At 41.3% G+C, this 24,053-nt stretch carries 23 protein-coding genes and 1 pseudogene; 6 read left to right on the top strand and 18 right to left on the bottom strand.

The features are described 5' to 3' along the window. Nucleotides 1-115: 115 nt before the first annotated feature. The 10 genes from ACJROX_RS01345 to ACJROX_RS01300 form a co-directional block, all read right to left on the bottom strand. A complete protein-coding gene (locus tag ACJROX_RS01345) occupies nt 116-502 on the bottom strand; it encodes a DUF302 domain-containing protein (RefSeq protein ID WP_408009018.1) in 387 nt (128 codons plus the stop codon). Nucleotides 503-677: 175 nt separating this feature from the next. Further along, complete coding sequence (locus ACJROX_RS01340) at nt 678-1,457, bottom strand: sulfite exporter TauE/SafE family protein (RefSeq protein WP_408009017.1); 780 nt, start codon at nt 1,455-1,457, stop codon at nt 678-680. 97 nt (nt 1,458-1,554) lie between these two features. Next, nucleotides 1,555-1,782, bottom strand: a complete 228-nt coding sequence (locus ACJROX_RS01335) for a sulfurtransferase TusA family protein (RefSeq protein ID WP_408009016.1) — start codon at nt 1,780-1,782, stop codon at nt 1,555-1,557. Nucleotides 1,783-1,939: 157 nt separating this feature from the next. After that, entirely contained in the window at nt 1,940-3,073 is a 1,134-nt protein-coding gene (locus tag ACJROX_RS01330) for an MBL fold metallo-hydrolase (RefSeq protein WP_408009015.1), read from the bottom strand. Between the two features lie 35 nt (nt 3,074-3,108). Then, the gene (locus ACJROX_RS01325; protein WP_408009013.1) at nt 3,109-3,672 is read right to left on the bottom strand and encodes a sulfurtransferase TusA family protein; all 564 of its coding nucleotides are present in this window, start codon (nt 3,670-3,672) and stop codon (nt 3,109-3,111) included. 78 nt (nt 3,673-3,750) lie between these two features. Then, on the bottom strand, nt 3,751-4,236 hold the full coding sequence (locus ACJROX_RS01320) for a DsrE/DsrF/DrsH-like family protein (RefSeq protein ID WP_408009012.1): 486 nt from the start codon (nt 4,234-4,236) through the stop codon (nt 3,751-3,753). Nucleotides 4,237-4,368: 132 nt separating this feature from the next. Then, a complete protein-coding gene (locus ACJROX_RS01315; protein WP_408009011.1) occupies nt 4,369-4,629 on the bottom strand; it encodes a metal-sensitive transcriptional regulator in 261 nt (86 codons plus the stop codon). A 274-nt stretch (nt 4,630-4,903) separates the two neighbouring features. After that, nucleotides 4,904-7,033: a heavy metal translocating P-type ATPase gene (locus ACJROX_RS01310; protein ID WP_408009010.1), complete on the bottom strand. Its 2,130-nt coding sequence runs from the start codon at nt 7,031-7,033 to the stop codon at nt 4,904-4,906. Then, on the bottom strand, nt 7,020-7,394 hold the full coding sequence (locus tag ACJROX_RS01305; protein ID WP_408009009.1) for an ArsR/SmtB family transcription factor: 375 nt from the start codon (nt 7,392-7,394) through the stop codon (nt 7,020-7,022). The genes ACJROX_RS01310 and ACJROX_RS01305 overlap by 14 nt, the downstream gene beginning before the upstream one ends. A gap of 195 nt (nt 7,395-7,589) precedes the next feature. Beyond that, entirely contained in the window at nt 7,590-8,144 is a 555-nt protein-coding gene (locus ACJROX_RS01300) for a Type 1 glutamine amidotransferase-like domain-containing protein (RefSeq protein ID WP_408009008.1), read from the bottom strand. A gap of 450 nt (nt 8,145-8,594) precedes the next feature. On the opposite strand from ACJROX_RS01300, the gene ACJROX_RS01295 reads away from it, so the two are divergent. Then, the gene (locus ACJROX_RS01295) at nt 8,595-10,145 is read left to right on the top strand and encodes a hypothetical protein (protein WP_408009007.1); all 1,551 of its coding nucleotides are present in this window, start codon (nt 8,595-8,597) and stop codon (nt 10,143-10,145) included. A 129-nt stretch (nt 10,146-10,274) separates the two neighbouring features. Here ACJROX_RS01295 and argH read toward each other — a convergent pair whose 3' ends face one another. Both argH and ACJROX_RS01285 read right to left on the bottom strand, forming a co-directional pair. Beyond that, on the bottom strand, nt 10,275-11,663 hold the full coding sequence (argH, locus tag ACJROX_RS01290) for an argininosuccinate lyase (protein ID WP_408009006.1): 1,389 nt from the start codon (nt 11,661-11,663) through the stop codon (nt 10,275-10,277). Then, entirely contained in the window at nt 11,656-12,891 is a 1,236-nt protein-coding gene (locus ACJROX_RS01285) for an argininosuccinate synthase (protein WP_408009005.1), read from the bottom strand. Before ACJROX_RS01285 ends, argH begins: the two co-directional genes overlap by 8 nt. Before the next feature lie 483 nt (nt 12,892-13,374). Between ACJROX_RS01285 and ACJROX_RS01280 the strand changes: the two genes are divergently transcribed. After that, nucleotides 13,375-14,136, top strand: a complete 762-nt coding sequence (locus ACJROX_RS01280; RefSeq protein WP_408009004.1) for a SurA N-terminal domain-containing protein — start codon at nt 13,375-13,377, stop codon at nt 14,134-14,136. Nucleotides 14,137-14,467: 331 nt separating this feature from the next. Here the strand turns inward: ACJROX_RS01280 and ACJROX_RS01275 are convergent, their stop codons facing one another. Further along, nucleotides 14,468-15,517 (bottom strand): FecCD family ABC transporter permease, encoded by a 1,050-nt coding sequence (locus tag ACJROX_RS01275; RefSeq protein ID WP_408009003.1) that lies wholly within the window; start codon nt 15,515-15,517, stop codon nt 14,468-14,470. Continuing rightward, complete coding sequence (locus ACJROX_RS01270; RefSeq protein WP_408009002.1) at nt 15,514-16,524, bottom strand: FecCD family ABC transporter permease; 1,011 nt, start codon at nt 16,522-16,524, stop codon at nt 15,514-15,516. The genes ACJROX_RS01275 and ACJROX_RS01270 overlap by 4 nt, the downstream gene beginning before the upstream one ends. Nucleotides 16,525-16,693: 169 nt before the next feature. Here ACJROX_RS01270 and ACJROX_RS01265 point away from each other — a divergent pair, with 169 nt between their 5' ends. Both ACJROX_RS01265 and ACJROX_RS01260 read left to right on the top strand, forming a co-directional pair. Then, a complete protein-coding gene (locus ACJROX_RS01265; protein ID WP_408009001.1) occupies nt 16,694-17,668 on the top strand; it encodes an ABC transporter substrate-binding protein in 975 nt (324 codons plus the stop codon). Nucleotides 17,669-17,900: 232 nt separating this feature from the next. Continuing rightward, complete coding sequence (locus tag ACJROX_RS01260) at nt 17,901-19,034, top strand: alcohol dehydrogenase catalytic domain-containing protein (protein ID WP_408009000.1); 1,134 nt, start codon at nt 17,901-17,903, stop codon at nt 19,032-19,034. A gap of 149 nt (nt 19,035-19,183) precedes the next feature. Here ACJROX_RS01260 and ACJROX_RS01255 read toward each other — a convergent pair whose 3' ends face one another. The 4 genes and pseudogenes from ACJROX_RS01255 to ACJROX_RS01240 form a co-directional block, all read right to left on the bottom strand. Further along, nucleotides 19,184-20,671: an IS1182 family transposase gene (locus tag ACJROX_RS01255; RefSeq protein WP_408006191.1), complete on the bottom strand. Its 1,488-nt coding sequence runs from the start codon at nt 20,669-20,671 to the stop codon at nt 19,184-19,186. A 115-nt stretch (nt 20,672-20,786) separates the two neighbouring features. After that, nucleotides 20,787-21,327 (bottom strand): annotated as a pseudogene (locus tag ACJROX_RS01250) (GNAT family N-acetyltransferase). 28 nt (nt 21,328-21,355) lie between these two features. Continuing rightward, nucleotides 21,356-21,685 (bottom strand): ArsR/SmtB family transcription factor, encoded by a 330-nt coding sequence (locus tag ACJROX_RS01245; RefSeq protein WP_408008999.1) that lies wholly within the window; start codon nt 21,683-21,685, stop codon nt 21,356-21,358. A 5-nt stretch (nt 21,686-21,690) separates the two neighbouring features. Beyond that, entirely contained in the window at nt 21,691-22,098 is a 408-nt protein-coding gene (locus ACJROX_RS01240; RefSeq protein WP_408008998.1) for an SRPBCC family protein, read from the bottom strand. A 142-nt stretch (nt 22,099-22,240) separates the two neighbouring features. Here ACJROX_RS01240 and ACJROX_RS01235 point away from each other — a divergent pair, with 142 nt between their 5' ends. After that, on the top strand, nt 22,241-22,927 hold the full coding sequence (locus ACJROX_RS01235; RefSeq protein ID WP_408008997.1) for a response regulator transcription factor: 687 nt from the start codon (nt 22,241-22,243) through the stop codon (nt 22,925-22,927). Beyond that, complete coding sequence (locus ACJROX_RS01230) at nt 22,924-24,036, top strand: sensor histidine kinase (protein WP_408008996.1); 1,113 nt, start codon at nt 22,924-22,926, stop codon at nt 24,034-24,036. The genes ACJROX_RS01235 and ACJROX_RS01230 overlap by 4 nt, the downstream gene beginning before the upstream one ends. Nucleotides 24,037-24,053: the final 17 nt, after the last annotated feature.

The raw sequence follows: 24,053 nt of genomic DNA, 5'->3' as shown, positions 1-24,053 counted from the left end.
TGTCTTATCTTCTACCCTGCAGCTCTTACAATGAAACAGAATTTTGAATATTTGTAACTTATTTGTAATATGTTTATTGAATCTCACAGGTACATTCTATGTCTGAAATCAGGATTTAGACGCTTGATTTCTCCATACATGCTATCAATCTTTTTTCAATATCCTCTGCCATTTCGGTGATTTCTTTATCATTGACCATGGTTACTAGGGATGATGGTTTGGGCATCCCGATCTTCGTCACCCCAGCATCTTCATAAACAACCATTTTACATGGTAAGAAATAACCGACCATTACGTTTTGATTCAAGACACGCTGCGCTTCCTTCGGATTACAGACTTCCAAAATACGAAAATCACGGTTGAACTCAAAGCCTTTGTTGTTCAAAGTATTTTTCAGATCAAAGTTCCATAGTACACCAAACTGTTCTTCCTTTAATTGTTTCTCCAATGTTTCGCAAGCTTCATCAATATTTTGATTTGTGGTTATCGTATAATGGAACATCAAAACATCTCCTTTTTTGATTTAGTCTTTATTATACCCTATAGCGTATAAATGATTTTCCCTTTTCAATATAAACTTAAACGATATGAATCAGGTTATCTACTGCTTTGATCACATATGCCTTTTCCCATCCTTATATAGGATTCGGCTTTGAACTCTAAATTGAAACACAAAATCAACTTAATATATCGAGCCAGATTTTGATGGATGTTGCGACGATCAAAATTGCTAAAATCCATTGAAGAATTTTTGTATTGACCCTCTGCCCTGTCTTGGCACCTAATGGGGAAGCGATTAAACTAGCGATAACCATGACGATGGCAGGAACTAATAGAACTTGTCCGGTTGATATTTTTCCGATCGTCGAACCAATTGATGAAATGAAGGTGATTGCAAGTGAGGTTGCAATCGTCATTCTCGTCGGGATTTTCAAAACGACTAGCATAATCGGAACAAGTATGAATGCACCGGCCGCACCAACAATCCCCGCACCAATTCCAACAATCAAAGCAAGAATTGCAGCAAACCATTTGTTGAACTTCACGAGTTCCAGCGCCTGCTCATCGAGTCCTTTTTTCGGGATAAACATCATGAAAGCAGCGATTGTTGCGAGGATACCGTAAGTGATGTTGATTCCACCTTCAGATAGGAATCTTGATCCATACGAACCAATGAAGCTACCCATCAGAATGCTGATACCCATATAAATGATGAGTGCTTTGTTCAAATACCCGCCTTTACGGTAAGCCCAAACCCCTCCGATTGTGGCGAAGAACACCTGCACGGCACTGATTCCTGAGACTTCATGAGACGTGAATGCGGCAAATCCCAATAATGATGGAATATATAAGAGCATTGGATATTTGATGATGGATCCGCCGATTCCAACCATTCCGGAAACAAATGAGCCGACAAACCCGATTGAGAATATCGTGATGATAAAGGCAATATCCATGATTTCTTTCCTCCTTTATAAAAAGAAGGCTCATATTAAGGGAATGCATCGGCAGCATATTACCCATCCTTCCCGTACTGAGCCTTCCCGTTTCTCTTTACGCTTTCTTGATCCAGAACTTGAAGACACCATCTTCTTCTGCATCTTGAAGCAATTCGTGTCCGCCTGATTTTACCCAGGCAGTCAGGTCGCTTTTCGAACCTTTATCTGTCGCATGGATTTCAAGAACTTGACCAGAATCGATTTCGTCCATCGCTTTTTTTGTTTTGACAATAGGCATTGGACATGCCAAACCTTTTGCATCTAGTACTTTATCTGAATTCATTTATAATACCTCCTGATTTTTTTATATTTACCAACGAAAATTCACTCCCTTTCCGCGGGCGATCCGCAAGCCTCCTCGCTCGTCCCTCACTGTGGGGTCTTGCCTGGCTCGCTTTCCCGCAGGAGTCTCACAAATTTCGCTTAATGAAAATTAATTATTATCCTTCGACTGCACAACGGTTAGGACCGATTTCCATTTCACGTTGTTCATCAGTTTCTGGACTGATTTTACCCATATTCGTTTTACGGATTTCCAGGTATGAATTGGGTTGAGGAGGTAAATTTTCCGTCACAACCTTTCGGAATTCCCTTTCATCTTCAATGTTCAACCCTGAATTTTTCTTATAAAGATCTCCTAGGTTCGCTTTCACTGAACCATCCTTACCAAGCTCTTCAACTTTCGAGAAGTGAGCCGGCAGTATCATCAGATCGTCAGAAAGCTTTTTATATTTGCTGTACAATGTCTCCCTTAGATCTCCTACCCAGTCTTCTGCTTTACCAGCAAGGTCTGGACGTCCAATGGATTTAACAAAGAGAATGTCACCAGTCAACAGATATTGATCATCAACAATGAATGACGTACTTCCGATCGTATGGCCTGGTGAATAGATAGGTTGGATCTGTACCGTTGTATTCCCAACTGTCAAATCGTTGCCTTCTTCAAGCTTGTTGTATTCAAAGGTTACTTTTTGTGCATCTTTTGGAGGCAGGTAGTAATCTGCATCAAATATTTCTCCGAGCCTACGTCCACCAGATATGTGATCCGCATGAAGGTGGGTATCAGCAATATGCTTCACTTTCAACCCTTTTTCTTTTACAAACGTTTCATAAGGCTCTGTCATACGGTTACTGTCAATGATCATGGCTTCTCCATCAGACTCGATCAAGTAAGATAGACACCCTTTTCCAATCCGTACGAACTGATAGATGGTACCTCCGTCTCTTAGATCACCGATCTTTACAGGTTCAAGATGCTCACTCCAGGACTTCATGCCACCTTCTAGATAAAACACATCCTCCAAACCTGCTTCGACCAATTGTTCACCTACGAACTTGGAAGACCCCTCTTTCGCACATACGACCAATACTTCTTGGTTTTTCGGCAGCTGATCCATCACAGGATCCACTCCTTCGAGCAATTCGAAGTATGGCATATTGATGGTTTCGACAGCGTCACCTTCAATTTTCCAATCACCGAAATCACTTTCGTTTCGAACATCCAGAATAAAGAGCTTTTCATTTTTTAATACTTTTCGGGTGATTTCTTTTGCTGTCATTTCTTTTAAAGCCATTTCTGATTTCCCTCCCATTTAACAAGTCAGTGGTTCTAGTCTTCTTTTTCAGTAGGGCCGTCCCAATGGGACATCCCAGGGACCACGTTCTTCACTTTAGAAAAACCTTTGTCAGCCAATAATTGGGATGCTCTATCACTTCGGTTTCCAGTTCTGCAGACGACATAGATGTCATCGTCCCTATCCAGTTCATCCAGACGTCTTTCCAACTCACCTAAAGGAATCGATACAGCTCCTGGGATGCGGTTGAATGCATACTCCGCCGGCTCTCGTACATCCAGTACAGTTCCTCCTTCATCAAGCTTTGATTTCAACTCGTCATTACGGATAACATTCGGATAGATTGTTTCCTCCTTTGCTTCCTCTGGGCTTGCTTTACGGAGGTAATGCTTTAGTACATCTTCTTCATCTTTTGTCCCAAGATATTGATGGCCAGCTGATTTTGCCCAGCTTGCGATATCTGCAGTAGATCCTTTATCAGTCGCCTGAACTTCAAGAACCTGACCAGCTTCGATTTCACCGATCGTCTTTTTGGTCTTCACGATTGGCATAGGACACGCAAGCCCTTTAGCATCTAATACTTTGTCTGTTTTCATCATGTGTGGAGCCTCCTTCAAGGTTTTTAAATTTAAGTCCTTTCCCCATTAATACCTATAGGGGTATATTTTTAGGCAAAATTAAATGAACAAATTGACTTTTCCTTCGTTTGCTTCTCCCAGATAAGCTGCAACACCGGCATAATTGATATCATCCAGCAATTCTTCTTTTTGCAGACCTAACAAATCCATCGTCATCGTACATGCGACGAGATTTACCCCTTGCTCTTGAGCCATTTCCACTAATTCTGGCAGTGACATTGCATTGTGTTTCTTCATGACATGCTTGATCATTTTCGGTCCCATGCCAGCCATGTTCATTTTAGATAAGCCGAGCTTGTTTGCTCCACGCGGCATCATCCATCCGAACATTTTTTCAAGCATACCTTTTTTCACTAGGACCTGTTCATCTTTACGGAGTGCGTTCAATCCCCAGAATGTGTGGAAAATTGTCACCTCATGATCATACGCTGCTGCGCCATTCGCAATGATGTACGCTGCTATAGCTTTATCCAGATCACCACTGAACAGTACGATTGTAGTCTTATCTTTCCTTACTTCTGTCATCGTTACTTCCTCCTTAAAATGTTTATACATATACCCGTATAGGTATTATATTTTGTAAAAATAAAAAGGTGTTGCTTTATACCCATGGTGGTATAATACTATGCATTCAATCCAATGTCAACACCTGACGATTTATCTGCTTTTTACTAGCAGATTGACCGCTTCTTTAATGAGTTCATCCGTGTCTTCACCTTTGTCCAATTGCTCTCTGACACATTGTTCAAGGTTCGTACCGACAACCAGGCCGATTGTACGGTCCAACGCACTTCGTATTGCAGACATTTGTGTCACGATATCTTTACAGTCCTTTTCATCTTCCATCATTTTAAGGACTCCGCGGACTTGTCCTTCAATACGCTTTACGCGATTTTTCATTTGATCTGTATATTCCATGAGGCTCGACCCCCTTATATTTAGTCTAATAATACCCTTGGTGGTATATTACAACATTTCTGGAATGTATGCAAATCATGAGGTACAATCCCCGTCAGCCAGCCCCTTCTTTTGGCTTCATCTTTTTCTTCCGCCCGTATAATAGGTGCGTTTTTAGGACGGTTAACCACCGGATATTCGAATCTACTTTTAAAAAACCTATCCCTATTTTACCCTATATGGTTCTATAAGAAAAAGAACTGGCTTATCTTAAACAGCCAGTTCCTTTCTATTGTTATTCTTTTACCCGCAGAAGTCTAAGCCCATTCAGTGTCACAAGAAGTGTTGCGCCCATATCAGCAAAAATCGCGATCCATAGTGTCAACCAGCCTGGGACGACAAGCAATAGTGCCAACAGCTTAATGCCGAGGGAAAAAGCGATATTTTGTTTAATGATGGCAAGGGTTTTTCGGCTTAACTTTATTGTATAAGGAAGCTTTCGCAGGTCATCACCCATCAGGGCGATATCCGCTGTTTCGATTGCCGTATCGGTCCCCGCACCTCCCATTGCAATCCCTACTGTGGAGGCTGCAAGTGCAGGAGCATCGTTCACACCATCACCGACCATCGCTACTTTTCCATAACGCTGTCCATACTCTTTAATGTAGCTTAATTTCTCTTCTGGTAACAATTCAGCTTTTACCGTTGAAATTTTCATTTTATTTGCGATACTTTTTGCTGTCAGCTGATGGTCACCTGTAAGCATGATCGTATTTTTGATATTCATATCATGGAGGGCCTTCACAACATCAGAACTTTCCTCTCTAATCGTGTCGGCTACGGCAATCATTGCGATCAGATCCTCCTCGGTTCCGATTGCTAAAACCGTTTTTCCATCATTTCGCAGACGATTAACAATATCGTTGGTTTCATCTTTTGGCTTCAATTGCAATTCATCGGTAAATAATGAAAGGCTCCCAGCGTAGAAAACAGTCTTATTGATTTCTCCTTTTATACCCTTACCCGTAATCGATTGAAAGTTCTCAACATCATCTGAAGGTTTTCCTCCCCCAATTTGTTCAGCTTTTTTAAGGATAGCTGAGGCTATAGGGTGTTGTGAACGGTTTTCTAGAGAAGCTGCAATCTGTATAATTTCAGCCTCTGTGTAATCAGACAAACTGAATATGTCCGTAACTTCGGGTATACCCTTAGTCAAAGTACCCGTTTTATCAAAAGCGATGGATTTCAATTTACCCGCTTCTTCCAAGTAAACGCCGCCTTTGACTAAAACGCCGTTTCGAGCAGCATTCCCTACGGCTGTGACGATGGATACCGGAGTGGAGATCACCAGTGCGCAAGGGCAACCGACAACAAGAACAGCAAGCCCCTGGTAGATCCATTCACTCCAGGCTGCGCCCAACATTGGTGGAATAATGGCCACTCCAATCGCTGCTAAAATAATGGCAGGAGTATAGTATTTTGCGAATCGATCGACAAACGATTGGGAGGGGGCACGCTCTTCTTGTGCTTCTTCTACGAGGTGGATGATTTTTGCTAACGTTGTGTCCTCTACCCGTTTCGTTACTTCAACTTCTAGATATCCATCTTCGTTCAAGGTACCTGTAAAAGCTTCATCTCCGACAGATAGATGGACAGGAACAGATTCCCCAGTTATCGCAGATTGATTTACGTAAGATGACCCTTTAAGGACAATTCCGTCCATCGCAAGCTTTTGACCGGGCAAAACCAACATTGTATCTCCTACTTGAACCTCATCGACTGGAATCGTCATTTCAATAGCGTTCCGACGGACAGTTGCTTCTTTTGGGGCAATTTCCATCAACCCACGGATCGACTGTCGCGCTTTATCCATTGAATACGTTTCAAGGATTTCACTGATCGCGAATAAAATAACGACCATGGCCCCTTCTCCCCATTCCCCGATCAAAGCTGCACCAATGATGGCGATAGTCATGAGTGTCCTCATATCGAATTCAAGCCGCATCAAGTTCTTTAAGCCGGTTTGGAATAATCCATAACCTCCTAAAATGATCGCACCGGCATAAAAACCGTTAGAAAGAATCGATTCGTCTACATTTACTAAACTGATCATCCAACCGGTCAACATTAAAAAAGCAGAAATAAAAACATTCCAATGGTATTTCCAGACCGGTTCTTTACTCTCTTCGTCTCTCAAGTGATCTGGGCGGACTTTCAAGTTTTCGAAAGCACCTGCTTTTTCAATCTCATGAATTTCCGCATTCCCTGTAACCGTAACCTTCGAGGCTGTAAAATTCACTTTTGCATCCAAAACACCATCCAGGCGTTTTACGTTCGTTTCGAACTTTTTTGCACAGTTCGCTCAGGTGAAACCAGAAATCCGATAAACATGCTGTTCTGTGTCATTAACTCTAGCTTGTTTCAAGATGTTTCCCCTCCTCCAAGTGGGAGAATGCTGTCTGGATGATCTCTCTAACATGATCATCATCCAGAGAGTAATAAACGAGCTTTCCCGCTTTCCGATATTTTGCAAGCCCCATATTCCGGAGCAAACGCAGGTGATGAGAGGCGGTTGCAACAGTACAATCAACGATACTGGATACATCACATACACATAATTCCTCTTCTATCGATAACGTATAAGCGATTTTGATTCTCGTATCATCTGCTAATGCTTTGAATATTTTCGCTGCTGACATTGTATCTTTTCCTTCTATGTCAGCCTTTATCCGATCCACTTTTTCTTCATGAACACAGGTCACTTTACAAACATCAATCTTCGTCATTTTTTCACCTCTATGCTTTTCATTCAAACGTTCTTTTGAATATTAGTATATTGTTTCATCTTAATCAGGTCAATCGTGGACTATTCAATGTGTAATCGAGTATTATAAAAGGACCGGCCTCAGATTTGGCCAGCCCTTTTTACGTTTCCATAACATCTCATTTTTTCGTTTTCGATAACGATTCCCGCTTTATCATTACATAAAAAGGGGTATAAGGGATTGATCTGCGAAGCTTTTTACATCTTTTCCATTAGAGATCCTGTCACTCTGCGGTAAAAAATGTATCGACGCCAGATCCAAGGCATTAAGGTCGGATAATCCTACCTCGTTCGGATCTAAAAATTGTGCAACGGAAATCGTCGGGGATATCATCATTGCGCCAGCACTCACACCAATCAACAATCCACCTTTCCCCATATAATCCCTCAAGAAGGAAAGCATATTTCTCGATCGGAGGTTCTTCAGAAAATAATACGTATTCCCGCCAGATAAGTAGATCGCATCGCACTGCGATAATTTTTCTAAGTTCTGGGGTGTATATTCTTCATCAATATCAAAATAAAGGTACTTTTTGAACCCGAATCTGTCTAAATGCGGTTTCATGCGATTAAAGTAAAATTTTGTCGGATCGTATTGGGATGGGATATACCCAAGTATAAATCCCTTTTTTGAAACAATATGTCGAATTCTGTACTCTAATTCTTGATCAAGGTGTTCATCAATATTGCTTAACATGACTAGGTTGCCCATTCAAATAACCTCTCTCTATCCATTTCGTTCCTTTTTTCAAAGGGTTGGCAATGTCGGGAGTTACCGATCATTTCCCTGAACGCTTTTTCTTCTTGCAGTAATTTTTGATATGTAAACAAATCCGATTACAGTTAGAATCGAGAAATCGGTAGATGCTGTAGATGATCCCTGGTACAGAGGATACAAGCATTGCATTATATTCACCTATCAGATATCCCTGTCATAATGCCACATAATTAATGGGAATACGACATAAAAAATGATATCCAAGAGTGCGATATATTTTTCATTAAGTGCCTTTCTTTCACTTCTTAAACTTTCTTCTTCAATCCGCGATCCCCTTTCACACCCGGTAAAATTTTGGTAAAAATGAAACTATTATTCTCATAACCCGTATGATACGATAATCAAACACATACATATTTTGGAACATCCAAAGGGGGGGATTTAGTGGTTCGGCATATAAAAAGAAAACGTACCATTTATTTACCGGCGTTCCTTCTTATCCTTTTGATCGGATTGCTGACGTTTCACCACGCGACGAAAGAGAGGGACCTGACACCTAATGGCTTTAGCCGTAATACAGAAGTTGCGGATGGAGCTAAAGGAAAAGTGTTGACTGCAAAAAAAGTTGGGGACGGATATGATATCCACTTTAATGAAAATGGCAAGCTGACAAATCTTCAAGTCAACGAAAATCTTGAAGTGACAAACAAAGAATCACTGCCTGTTCAACTGGATTTGAATGCTTCTATTTGGGCAAATCAAGGCCAAGCCTACTACCTTGAAGATCAAGAGCTGGTCTATTTTGATGGAGAAGACAAACAGACGGTAGACAATAAGATAGAAGGGTTTAAAGCATCGACTGAAAATCTCTACTATTGGAAAGATGATAGAGTTTATATGATTGACCCAACCAATAATTCTTCGAGGCAGCTCTTACAAACAAGTGCTCCTGTTACTAAACTCTTTGTAAGTGAACAAAAAGGGCTTTTTGCTGTAATCAATAAAAAGGAACAGTATACTACAGAGGTTTCTGTATATAAAACCAATAAAGGTGACGCTCAAAAGATCGAGGAATTCGATATTGATTCAATTAGTGGGGAAAATGTAAAAAACATTGATATCGCAGAAAATGAGGATGGAATTCATCTCATCTATCAAACCGCCCAACCTTATGAAGGGACGATCATTGTCAGAGGGCATTATAACCTGTTCAGTACCCCTCATGAACAACCTTCATTTGAGGAAATTAAAGTCTATGATACATTTACGAAAAGCAGACAACGAGTAATCGAAAATTTAGACCTAGTAATGACGGAAAGAGGGCCGGAATTATTTTTATCAATAAGAAGCATGATCAAACCGAAGATTGAAAGCTGGAACGTTTATCGAGCAATACAAAAGGATGGTAAATGGATCGCAAATCATATCAGTACTTCAACCTCTGTGTCGAAAAACCATGTCTATGTAGATGAAGGTGAAATATTCTGGCTCGATACTAGAGGAAAGGATTCAAAAATCATAGCCGTTTCTGATAACCCATTCCTGATCGAAAAAGCGGAAACCTTCCAAGTTTCAGATTGGGTAAATGGGTTTTACAGCGGTATAGCGAAATTGCCTTACGGATTGATTCTTTTGTTAGTAGCCGTCATGTGGCTTGCTCCGACTCTTATATTCCTGTTCTGTGTCACCTTCTGGAATGAAGATGCGATCGAACAGCGCCGAAGCTGGGTCCGATACAGTGCAATCGGTTTATTCACCATATTTCAATATTTCTTGCTGCAACGGTTCTTCACACCGGTGTTTGAAGCTTACTCGCCGATTTACTTATCATTTCAAATGTATTCAATCATCGTTCCGATCGTACTTGTCCTATTAAGCTGGTTCTTCACCCACCTGGTAAGGAAAAATCATTGGAACTTCTATCAGGAGTTTGGATATTTCGCCTTGTTCCATACATTGATGATCATCTTTTTGATTTCTCCGTACACCATATAATTGAGAGTTAATGTGCGTTTATCGTGGTTTTTTGATTCTTGTCGCATTTTTTCAGATTTTATGCCGATGGAATAGATAGAATAGAAAAAGGGTTGGTCCTGATGAAACACTCATGGGCCAACCCTCCTTTTATACCTTTTCAATGCTTTTAAGTTTTGATTCAGCGAGCTCGATCTGTTTTCTGACTTCTGCTTGAGCCGTTCCACCAGTACTGCTTCTGGCTGCCACAACATTTTCGGGTGCTAGAACATCATAGATATCGTCCTCGAATAAAGGACTGAATTGTTTATAGACATCCAGCTTGAGATCTAAGAGATATTTATGCTCTTGGATAGCATGTAGGACGATCTGTCCGATGATGGCGTGTGCCTCTCGGAATGGCAATCCTTTCGTGACAAGGTAATCTGCCAAATCAGTTGCATTGGAATAGTCTTCCTTCACAGCTTTTTTCATAGCTCCTTTGTTCACCGTCATCGTTTTGATCATCGGCGCTAACAGTTTCAAGGAACCGTCCAATGTCTTGACCGTATCGAACATCCCTTCCTTATCTTCCTGCATATCTTTGTTATACGCTAATGGTAAGCCTTTCAGGACGGTCAACAATCCTATGAGATTTCCATAGGTCCGACCTGTTTTTGCCCGCAGGAGCTCAGGAACGTCTGGATTTTTCTTTTGCGGCATGATGCTTGAACCGGTACAGAACGAATCATCCAATTCAATGAACCTGAATTCCTGGCTGGACCAGATCACCATTTCTTCAGATAAACGGGAAATATGTGTCATGAGGATTGATGCGATCGATAGAAACTCTAATATGAAGTCACGATCGCTTACCGCATCCATACTGTTTGGATAAATGGCATCGAACTCCAAAATTTCAGCGACCCTTTCCCGATTGATGGAGAATGTCGTACCAGCCAAAGCTCCCGCTCCAAGTGGAAGGACGTTCACCCTTTTCAAGCTGTCGATCAGTCGTTCCTTATCTCTTTCAAACATCCAGAAATAAGCCATCAGATGATGAGCAAAGGAAATCGGCTGGGCACGCTGTAAATGCGTATACCCCGGTAAAATCGTATCCACATTAGCTTTGGATTGTTCCAATATCGATTGTTGGACCATTTCGACTGATTGGATCAGTTCTGTCGTCTTCTTCTTCAAGTATAAATGCATATCTGTAGCAACCTGATCATTCCGGCTTCGTCCAGTATGCAGTTTTCCACCGACGCTGCCGATTTCATCAATCAAGTGCTTTTCGATGTTCATATGGATATCCTCATGTTCAACTGCATATTCAAGCTCATCATTCTCGATTTTCTTCTTTAGGGTTTGGAGTCCGCCCTTGATCTTATCTGCTTCCTCCTGTGTGATGATGTCGCACTCAGAAAGCATCTGGACATGGGCGAGACTGCCCTGGATATCTTCTAATGCAAGCAGTTGGTCGAATTCAATGGAGGCTGTGAATTCTTCAACAAGCTCATTCGTATCTTTCGTAAAACGTCCCCCCCAAAGCTTAGACATAGGTTTTCTCCTTGCTGTATACCTTAAGGTTCGGTTTGTTATTCACTTCTGCATGCACTTTTGTTGACATCCCCCATAATTTGATAAAGCCGACAGCTGCATTATGATCGAAGAGATCGCCTTTAGAGTAGGTCGCAAGCTGTTCATTATATAAACTGTGGTTTGACTTACGTCCCACAACTGTCGCGTTTCCTTTATGAAGTTTGATTTTAATTGTTCCACTCACAAATTTTTGCGTTTCATTTATAAAGGCATCCAATGCGGAACGTAAAGGTGAATACCATAATCCCTCATACACAAGCTTCGCCATCTGTTGTTCAATCTGAGGCTTGAATTGGGTGACCTCTCGAGGGAGCGTAAGGAATTCCAACTCTTTGTGCGCCTGAATCAATAATAACGCTGCAGGATTTTCATATACTTCACGCGATTTGATTCCGACAAGACGATTTTCAATATGATCGATTCGTCCATATCCATGCTTTCCACCAATTTCGTTCAATGTTTCGATCAACTCGACGATCGGTGTCTTTTTACCATTAAGAGAAACTGGTATACCTTCTTCAAAATCGATTTCAAGATATTCCGGTTCATCTGGGGTCAATTCGATCGGATTGGTCCATGCATACGCATTCTCTGGCGCTTCTGCCCATGGATCTTCCAACACCCCGGCTTCACAAGCACGGCCCCAGATATTTGCATCGATTGAAAAAGGATTGTCGAGGTTGACCGGGATCGGGATACCTTTTTCTGCTGCATATTGAATTTCTTCGTCCCTTGTCATTCCCCATTCACGTACTGGCGCAATCACTTGCAAGTCTGGATTCAGAGCCTGGATGGAAACTTCAAATCGAACCTGGTCATTTCCTTTCCCTGTACAACCGTGGGCAACTGCTATCGCACCTTCCTGTTCAGCAACTTCCACCAATAACTTCGAAATAAGAGGACGGGATAAAGCCGAAGATAATGGATACTTTCCCTCATACAGGCAATTTGATTTCAATGCCGGCAACAGATATTCCTTTGCAAGCAACTCCTTCGCATCAACTACGATCGATTTGATTGCACCTACGCTCAGTGCTTTGTTCTTGATTGTTTCTAAGTCTTTCCCTTCCCCTACATCCAATCCGAGTGCAATTACGTCATAACCGTATTTTTCTTGAATCCATTTGATTGATACAGATGTATCCAACCCACCTGAATACGCTAATACTACTTTCTCTTTGCTCATTGCGTTCCACTCCCTGTTGTGTATTTTTATTTATTTTAATGTATGTTTATTCACTATCAATTGATACTAAGTTACTTTATTTCGAAAGGAATGTCAACACATTTTCAGAAAGAAATTCGAAGAAATTTTGAGGACAATCTTGAAAGTGGATTATATGTAAGTTCACTTTTGTAACACCTAAAAATGTAACAGTGAATATCCCTTGTTCAATGGATTGACGAGAAATAAATTATTTGTTAAACTGACGGGCCTTTCCGCTACTATTCAAAAAAAACAACCTCTTTTGATTTTACTTTTCTCGGAATATGTACTAATATAGGGGACCAAATGGATGACTAATTGGTATAAGATTTTTCTTTTTGTAAAATCTACCATATGGAACTAAAAAGCTTTGTCCTTTTCGAAGATTGTAGAATAAAGGGATCAAAAGTTACCTCAGCTTTCAAATGAGGAATATCAACTATCCTGAAAGGGGAAATTTCCTTGCGAAAAATCATGTATACAGCTTTGGTTGCCCTGTTTGCCCTGGCTCTAGCAGCATGTGGCGGTAATGAAGAGAGTAAAGGTGACGAAAAAAATAAAGATGGACAACAAAATAATAAAGATAAAGAACAAACGGAACAAACGGAACAAATGGAAGAAATGCAAAAAAAGATGGAAGAACAACAGGTTGATGAAGATAAAGTCGTGGCGCAAGTTAATGATGAAGAAATCAAAGGTATCGACTACAACCGGGCATTAGGTCAAATGCAAATGCAGTATCAGCAGATGGGACAAGATCCTACCTCCAAAGAAGTCGCTGAACAATTGAAAGAGCAAGTTGTCAACGGCCTTGTAGATTTTGAAGTGATCGTCCAAGAGGCTAAAGCCAAAGGCTATGAAGCTTCTGAAGAAGATGTGAACAAGCAGATCGACGAAATCAAGGGACAATTTGATGACGAAAAGAAATTTGAAGAAGCATTGAAGACGAACAAGCTCACTGAAGACCAATTGAAAGAACAGATCGCGGATCAAATCCAGTATGAGACTTATGTAGAAAAAGAAATTCCAGCTGATGAAGTATCAGAGGAAGAATTGAAGAAGCACTATGATCAGATGAAAGAGGCTCAAGGTGATCAAGCTCCTAAGTATGAAGAAGTGAAAGATCAGCTTAAACAACAGCTTCAGCAACAACAAAAACAAGAAAAAGTAGCTCAAAAAGTGAAAGAATTGAAGAAAGACGCTGAAATCAGCGTGAAAATCTGATTCAAGCGAAAAAGAAGAGCTGTCCCCATGTGATTACATGTGAGGGACAGCTTTTTTTGCTCCGAAATCCTAAACAGATACCAGGGGCTTTTTTTGATTAAAAACTCCTTTATTATAAAAATTACGAGGACATTAGAGGCCTTATTTGGTGAAAACCAATGAAAAACAGCTGTATTTTTCACAAATAACGGACAGAAGTCCACAAATTTTTCTAATCACCCTGTTTTGTCATAAAGAACGGATTATAGTCCATTTAGGATTTTATATATGTTAATATCCCAGCCCTGCCTTTGGCGCAGGCTGGGGATCATTTTGAGTCGGCAGAATCATGTCACTGGTTTTTTGATCGGTATAGCAAGTAAATGAAGTATGGTGCCCCTAATGCAGCGGTGAAAACCCCGGCCGGCACTTCTAATGGTGCAAAAGCTGTTCTGGCGATGAGATCCGCTCCCATTACGAGTAACGCCCCCACTAACGCTGCAGCTGGAATCAACGCACCGAAAGAAGATCCTACCAGCTTACGAGCAATGTGCGGTGCCATCAAACCTACGAAGCCGACACCACCTACAAATGCTACTGCACCTCCAGCAAGAGCAGTACTGAAGAGCAAGAGAACGAGTCGGTCTTTTTGTACAACACTTCCGAAACCTCGAGCCAGGTCTTCCCCTAGTTCTTGCACGTTCAGCCTGCGTGCATACATCCAGACAAATAACAGGAAGAGGAGCACCCATGGTGTAAGTGTCTTGACCTGGTTCCAGTTGGCCCCATTCACACTACCTGTTATCCAGATTTGAGCCTGTGTCGCCAAATACAATGGACCGAATAAGATCATCATATTCGTAAGTGCCTGCATAGCTGCTGCAAGGCCGATTCCAATCAGAACGAGCCTTACCGGATTGACACCATTCTTCCACGATAGAATGTATACCAAAAGGCCAAGCACTGAGGCACCGATGAATGCAGCAAATGGCATCCAATGGATGCTTACCGTTACCTCCGTCCCACGGCCGCTGAAGATTGTCAGAAATGTGACCGCAGCCAATGATGCTCCGCCTGTTATGCCGATGATGTCCGGTGAAGCCAGTGGATTACGGATGATCCCCTGTAGGATGGCACCCGAGACGGCTAAAGCCATTCCAGCTACCAAGGCTAATACGATACGCGGCAGCCGGAAGGATTTGATGACGAGTTCATTCATCGACTCCCCCATACCGAGCAGGGTCTTCACCACTTCAATTGGATGGATCTTCATTTGACCCATGCTTACACTGATAATCAATAAGGCTAAAGTAAAAACAGCCAACAGCATGATGTAAAGGACCGCTTTTTTATCTACTAAAAATGAGAACCATTTCATACGTAAGGGTTGGTATTTTTTCATAGTCTATTCAACCCCCTTCTAGCTATATAGATGAAGAATGGGGTGCCGATGAGTGCCGTCATGACACCGACAGGAACTTCCTTCGGCATGATGATGTACCTTGCTCCGATATCAGCAAGCAATAATAAGATTGCGCCGAGCAAACCGCTGTATGGAATGATCCATCTGTAGTCGATTCCTACAAGCCCCCTGGCGATATGAGGAATGACAATCCCGATGAAACCGATCGGCCCTGCAATCGCTACTGCAGAACCAGCAAGTAAGACGATCACAACCGCTGCACTGATTTTAACAAGGGCTGTATTCTGGCCGAGCCCTGCTGCAACATCGTCCCCCATGGAAAGGGTGTTCATCTGCCCAGTGATCAACAGAGAACCGAGCCATCCGATGATGAGATACGGCAGCATGGCAGTCAGTATACCGAGCTTCCGTCCTTCAATGGATCCTGTAAGCCAAAACAAGACCTCTTCTAACGCTTTTTCATCAAGTGCCAGCATACCCTGGGTTAATGAAGCAAACATTGCTGCCATTGCCGCTCCGGCTAGCGTTAGTTTTACCGGTGTAAGGCCGTCCCTTCCTAATGAGCCGAGGAAGTATACAATCAACGAAGTCACCATAGATCCAAAGAACGCAATCCATGCAAATTGATGAATTGATGAAATGGAAAAGAACGTGACTGCAAGGACGATGAAAAACCCTGCCCCTGCATTGATTCCGAAAATACTTGGAGATGCTAACGGGTTCCTCGTGATCCCTTGCATTAAAGCACCCGCTATCGCAAGGCTTGCACCGACTGCAGCACCGATGAGCGCCCGCGGTACGCGACTTTCCTGTATGATGATATGGGCATTCGATCCATCGAATTGAGTGAAGGAATCAACCACCATCCCCCAATTTACACTTGTATAACCATATACGATACTGCATCCAATGAAAAAAACGACCAGCAGTATACCGGTAATAAGTCCGATCCACTTTTTCAAATTGGTACTTAAAAGTTCTGTCATATGTATAAACCTTTCTTTAAATAAACGTTCCTATTTAAGTCTATTCTTGTCTTTATCGACTGTCAATGATAATCATTATCAATTTCCTGTTGACAAGGATAAAAAACAGTTATAAACTACTAATTGTGAATGAGATTCATTATCAATAAGTACTTAGGAGGATATACATATGCAAAAATGGAAAGGTTTCAGCTTATTCGCAATCATGTTAGCATTCGTTGTTGCATTAGCAGCATGCGGTGGCGGATCCGGGGAAGGATCTGGGGAAAAAAAAGATGGAGATAACGAAAAATCGGAATCTACTTTTACAGTTGAACATGCAATGGGAGAAACAGAAGTTCCTGAAAAACCTGAAAGGGTCGTCATCCTTACGAACGAAGGAACAGAAGCACTTCTTTCCATGGGAGTAAAACCAGTTGGAGCCGTTCAATCATGGTTAGGTGATCCTTGGTATGACCATATTGCAGATGACATGGAAGGCGTAGAGGTCGTCGGTACGGAAAGTGATATCAACCTTGAAGCAATCGCTGCATTGAACCCTGATTTGATTATCGGGAACAAGATGCGTCAAGAAAAGTTCTATGATCAATTAAGCGACATCGCCCCTACAGTGTTTTCAAGTGAATTACGCGGAGACTGGAAAATCAATTTCGAACTTTATGCCAAAGCTTTAAATAAAGAAGAAGAAGGTAAAAAAGTGTTGGCTGAATTCGACCAACGTATTGAAGACATCAAAGAAAAGCTAGGGGACAAGGTGAACATGGAAGTGTCCGTAGTCCGTTTCTTAGCTGGTAACTCACGTATCTACTTCAAAGATTCATTCTCCGGGGTCATCTTGGAGCAAATCGGCTTCAAGCGTCCTGAGTCTCAAGATAAACCAGACTTCGCTGAAGAAGTGACGAAGGAACGTATTCCAGATATGGAAGGCGACATCCTCTTCTACTTCACATATGAAACTGGTGATAATGAGGCTACAAAAACAGAAGAAGAATGGACAAATGATCCACTTTGGAAGAATCTTGACGTTGTAAAAGAAGGCAATGCACACCGTGTAAGCGACGCAATCTGGAATACTGCTGGCGGAGTGAAAGCTGCCAACCTTACATTGGACGACATTGAAAAATATTTTGAAATTGAAGAATAAGAATTAAAATGAACGTGCAGCCCATTACGGTTGCACGTTTTTTAAATCCTTCAACGGACAGTTCCCCCCCTCCTTTTATTATGTAAAAATACCACTTGCATTCCTATCGTTTTTCCAAGTAAATCTAAATGGTACTAATGTATGAGTTAAATCTTATAAAGTCCAATTAAAGTTTAAACCTATTGTTATACGGCAATAGGTTTATTAACCTTTTATAGAAGGATGTGTCAGAATGCAAGCTGTAACTTTTCAAGGGAAAGAGAATATGCAAGTGAAGAACGTAGAAGATCCTGCCATTCAGGATAATGGTGATATCATTGTCAGAATCACAGCTAGCGGGATTTGCGGATCCGACCTGCATCTTTATAAAGGCGGTATCGAACCTGAACAAGATTATGTAGTCGGTCACGAACCGATGGGAATCGTAGAAGAAGTCGGCTTTGAAGTCAAAACATTGAAAAAGGGAGATCGAGTAGTCATTCCGTTCAATATCGGCTGTGGGGACTGCTTTTTCTGTAATAACCAGATGGAAAGCCAATGCGACAACTCCAACCCTCATAGTGAACCAGGTGGTTTATTCGGTTTTACTGAAATGTTCGGGAATTTCCCTGGCGGCCAAGCAGAGTATTTAAGGGTTCCTTATGCAGACTTCACCTCATTCAAAGTCCCGGAATCAAGTGAATTGGACGACGAAAGTGTCCTGTTCCTCTCAGATGTCATTCCGACCGCATATTGGAGTGTGGAACACAGTGGAGTGAAAAAAGGAGATGCCGTGATTGTCCTTGGATGCGGTCCCATTGGGTTAATGGCCCAAAAATTCGCCTGGTTGAAAGGCGCAAAAAGGGTTATCGCAGTCGATCAAGTCGATCATCGTCTGGAACATGCCCAAAAAATAAATGATGTCGAAGCGTATAGCTTCAAAGAGAACGAGGAAATCGGTTCTCTTCTGCATGAAAAAACGGAAGGCGGAGCCGATGTCGTGATTGATTGTGTTGGTATGGATGGTACTGTCCCTCCAAATAAAGAATATGGTTCAGAGGGAGATAATCAATTTGGAACAATCAGCCCGATCGTGACCGCTTCAGAGTCTGTCAGAAAGTTCGGAACAGTCCAATTGACAGGTGTTTACGGGACAGAAGCGAACAACTTCCCACTAGGCGACTTTTTCAGCAGGAACGTTTCATTGAAAATGGGACAAGCGCCTGTCATTCATCTCATGCCGAAGTTATATGAGATGATCGAAGAAAAGACCTTCGATCCTACTGATATCATCACCCACCGTATCCCTTTGAAAGAAGCTGCTAAAGGCTACGACATCTTCCATAAAAAGGAAGATGGGAATATCAAAGTTGTACTGAAGCCTTAGAGCTATATTTTTAAAAAAGTGCAGCCCTGCATGAGAGTCCTGCAAAATAGGGCGAAAAAATCTTTAATAGAGAAAAATCCACCAGTTAGAAAAGTTGACCTTAACTTTCTGGTGGATTTTTACATTGTTTCAAGAAGTATGGGCTGATATTACACATTTCCCAGCTCATTTTGTGGTAATAATTTTGTCATTCTTTTAATGTTTACAGCGAACACCGAGAGATAGGTTTGTATTTTCATACCTAATAAACCACGGTATTTCGCCCTGGTTAACCCATGGAATCTTTTTAATTCCGCATTCTTATGCTCTATAGATGGACGTACCTTTTTCCGTTCTTGATACTCTTCCGAGTCTAAGTACTTCATTTGTTGTTGATGTTCTTCAGAAATGATCCGAATGGAGTATGTTTTTGATTTTTTCCCCTCTTTATAACACCCTTCTTTTAACGGACATTCTTTACATATATCAACGTCAAAATAAAAAGTGTTCATTTGGTTTGTTCCAGTATCTTTTTTACCCGTTCGAGCTTTTCGAATACTATGGTGTCCTGCTGGACAAATCACTTGATCTCTTTCTTTATCATATTGAAAGTTGTCCTCTTCTCGTGCTCCATAAACAGATGGATTGAGTGGGATGGATGCTGTGATTAAATTTTGTTGTAAGTAGGATAAATTATGCTTAGATGAGTAAGCCGTATCAGCGAGAATTTCGTTAACTTCCATTCCACCAGCTTTAGATTGGTTCACTAATTCTTTTAATTGCTTACCGTCATCTACATTTCCTGGAGTGACCTGAACACCCGTAATAATTTCTTCTTCGGTCATCGCAAGATGATTCTTATAACCATAAAAGGATTTTGTAGTAGACTTCCATCCAAAACGCGCATCCGGGTCTACTGCTGACAGAATCCCTTTCTTCGAAAGAAGCCTTTCGTCTTCGACAATTCTCTTTGCGGTCTCCAGCTTATCCTTTATCGCGCCTTCCGCATCTGGAAGAGCCTGTTCGATTTGTTCACCTAAATGGGCTAAATACCGAAGCATTTCTTTAGCTTGTTCTTCCTCTGGAATATCATTAAGCTTTGGAGCTTTAGGTAATTTTTTATGTAGTTTGGTATGTTGTTTTTTAACGGCTCTGGAGAGCCTTGAAGCTGCTTTTGTTAGCACTTGTAGAGGCGAACGCTTACTTGCGTTTGCTTGGGCATGTGTAGAATCTAAAATGAGTGCTTTCGATTGGATGATCCCTTTTTCCTGGCACTGCTTGACGAGTTCTTCCAATACTTCCTCTACACGATTAGCTCCTAATCGATGGTTTCGAAATCGACTTAATTGTGTAGGATGGGGTAAAGAACTTTCGGGATTCAATCGTAAAAACCACTTATAAGCTAAATGTAAATTGGCATCTTGAATGACTTGATCATCGGATAAATCATATAAGGTCTGGATGAGAAGAATTCGAAGTAGTAACTCTGGTTCAGTCGCTGGTCGTCCGTAATACATACAATATGATTCCTTCGTAAGGTCATATATAAATGAAAAATCAACCACCTTATCGATTTTCTTTAATAGGTGATCTTCTGGTATTAAATTGTACAACTCGGCATGAAAGGAAAGAGTTTCTTGATATTGATCTTTTAACATTTATCCAATTCCTTTGCATTTTTCTTTCATCATATCAAAAAACGCCCCGAAGGGCGCTTTTTCCAGTTACTGTATTCGTTTTGCAGGACTCTCCTGCATAGGCTGCACTTTTTTCTTAATCTTTAGGGTTTATGATTGCAAGCACTTGATGATCTTCCCACTTCCCATTGATTTTAACATTTTTCTTCGCAATGCCTTCTTTATGAAATCCTGATTTTTCCAACACACGTATCGAACCAATATTATGAGGCATGACCCCCGCCTCAATCCGGTGCAAACGCAAATCATCGAAAGCATATTTGACCAACAATTTTACGGCTTCTGTCATATATCCTTTTCCATTATGTTGCTGATCAAGGAAGTAGCCGATAAAAAGCACTCTGAAGAGAACCGCGAAGCACTTGGAAAAGATCAACCGTTCCAAGTAAAGTTTGATTCTGATTAAGGAAGATTCCAAAGTGATACCCAAGATCATTTTTCCTATTATCTTCGAACTTTTGGAGTCTCTCAGCCTGCCCTTCTACCGTATAATATTTCTCTTCCCGTATCATGGAATACTGCTGGAAAAAGTCCTTATTCCTTGCGTTCAAATCGAGGAGTATACCTGCTTTCTCTTTTTCTATAGGTCTAAGATGGATCCTCTCACCTTTGATCATACACATGCCTTACCCCCTAATTATTCTATCAATTATCTGATTCGTCTTTCTCCACATAATGCTTGAGCATGTTGATTTTGTTTTCCCAGAACTTTTCATAGTAAGCAATCCATTCTTTGACTTCTTTCAATGGTTCGGGATGCAAGTGATAGATTTTGTTTCTTCCAGATTTCCTACCGCTCACCAGGTTTGCTTCCGAAAGGATTTGTAAATGCTTTGAAATCGCTGTGCGGGTCATATCAAAGTGATCGGTCAATTCATGAAGGGCCCGATCATTCTGTGCAAGAAGCTTCAGTAACCTCCTTCTTGTCGGATCTGCTACTGCCTGGAAGACGTCATGTTTAGGAGCAGTGGCCATCTGCTTTACACCTCGATATATTCTTTGAGTCTTGGAAGGACAGCCTCTCTCCACCCATGGTCCATTCGTTCACGAATAACAGCATGTGATTCACCTGTTTCCGTAACCTTCTTCTCATCCCAGCCAGCATGGATCAAAGTGAATTCTGTTTTTCCTTCAAGCTCTTTAAGTTCAAAGGTTACATGCCAATCTTCGCCCCATGAAAAACTAAGTCGGTTGGGCGGATCCAATTCTGTTACTTTACATGGTGAAATACCAAAAGGTGTATGCAACGAAAATTCATTCCCTATTTCAGGCTCGAAATCGTTCGGCATGAACCATTCGGCAATTCCCTTTGAAGTTGCCACTGCTTTCCAAACCTTTTGAATCGGCGCATTGAATATCAATGATTGTTTAATCGTCTCTACTGCCATTTTATACCCTCCTAAATACGAAACCATTTGGTGTCATTTTAATTATAAGAAACCTTTTAGTTACATGTCAAGCTTGTATATTGCTTGTCTGCAATTTTTAAAATAGAGTTAAAGATAAACAACCAAAGCAAGGAGAGTAATTATGAAACGGATCCTGATTGCGGATGATGAAGAGAAAATCAGAGACGTCATCGCTTCTTATCTCCAAAAAGAAGGATATGAGACTATTGAAGCCCATTCTGGTAATGAGGCTTTGGAAACCATCCAAAGTACCTCTATCGACTTCGTCGTCCTGGATTTAATGTTACCTGATCGCACCGGTGAAGAAGTTTGCCAGATTATTCGACGAGAACAATCCATTCCGATTCTGATGCTGACTGCAAAAATAAAAGAGGACAACAGGATTCACGGCCTCTCACTTGGTGCAGATGATTATATGGTTAAGCCTTTCAGTCCAAGAGAGTTGGTCATGCGTATTAAAACCATACTCCGGCGTTCCTATCATGATTTCCTTCTAGCCGATCAGATTTCCTACGGTGATTTAACCATTGACCAATCGAAACAGACTGTAAAGTTTAAAGGAAACGCCATCTCGTTGACACCAAATGAATTCAAGCTGCTCGTCGTTCTTGCAAAACATCCAAAACGAACATTCACAAGGGATGATTTGATAGAGAAGGTTTTAGGGTTTGATTTTGAAGGAGATACGAGAACCATCGATCAGCACATCAAAAACTTACGATATAAAATCGAACAAAATCCAAAAGAACCCATTTATATCACCACCGTTTACGGTGTCGGATATAAATTTACAGGAGGAAGAAAGTGATTAAAGGATTGCATGGTCGTTTAGCGATCAGTTTTTTCATCGCCACCTCTTCTATACTTGTAATTGCCAGTGTGATCATCATGTTCGAAATTCATTACCATTTTGAAATGGCCCAAAGAGAGACTTCTGGATCCCAAGATCTGAATACGATCAATTTTCATTTGGAGAAAGCGATGCTCTCTTCGATCCTTTGGACCTCTATCGGTTCGCTCATTCTGGTATTCATCGTGAGCTATTTTGTGGCAAAAAAGCTATCCAATCCATTAGTGCAAATGAGGCATGCTGCAGAGCGGATGGCAACGGGTGATTGGAAAACACGTATCCATATGAAAAACAAAGATGAGATAAGTGAACTTGCCGGTTCATTCAATGATCTTGCTCAACAACTGGAAAAACAAGAAATACTGCGTAAAAATATGACAGCTGATATCGCCCATGAACTCCGCACACCGTTAGCCACCTTAAAAAGCCATATGGAAGCCTTTGAAGATGGAATATGGGACCCAACTAGAGAGCGATTGGGATCATGTACAGAAGAGATAAATCGGCTGATCCATCTTATAAGCGATTTAGGGCAGTTGAACAACATGGATTCTCCTGAATTTGAATTACATTTAGAGAGAGTGTCCATTGAAAATGTCATCACTCAAAGCATGGATGCAGTCCATAGTGCTTTTATCCGGAAAAACATAACTTTAGCCAGAGAGGTGCTTAAGGATGCTAGCATGTATATTGACCAGGAGAGAATGATACAGGTTCTAATCAATCTATTAATGAATGCTTTAAAATACACACCACCCGGTGGAAAGGTCACCGTCACAGCTGAAAAGAAAAACCGATCCATACTTATAGCTGTAAATGATAATGGAGCAGGTATGAACGAAGAATCGATCAAGAGAGCCTTTGAAAGATTTTATCGTGGGGACCCTTCAAGAAATCGACGATCTGGCGGCAGCGGGATCGGCCTGGCAATTGTAAAACGCTTGGTTGAAGCACACGGCGGACAAGTTTGGATCGATAGTAAATTTAAGATTGGCACGACTGTATATGTACAGCTTCCCCTTTCAGATCATGAAGGACATTCGGAGTCCTTCACAAGTTCTTCATAATCATCTAGTAAACTTAT

Source organism: Pseudalkalibacillus sp. A8, assembly GCF_045920555.1.
GTDB lineage: Bacteria > Bacillota > Bacilli > Bacillales > Fictibacillaceae > Pseudalkalibacillus.
The sequence above is the reverse complement of the archived record's forward strand: the minus strand, read 5'-3'. Positions and strand labels throughout refer to the sequence as shown.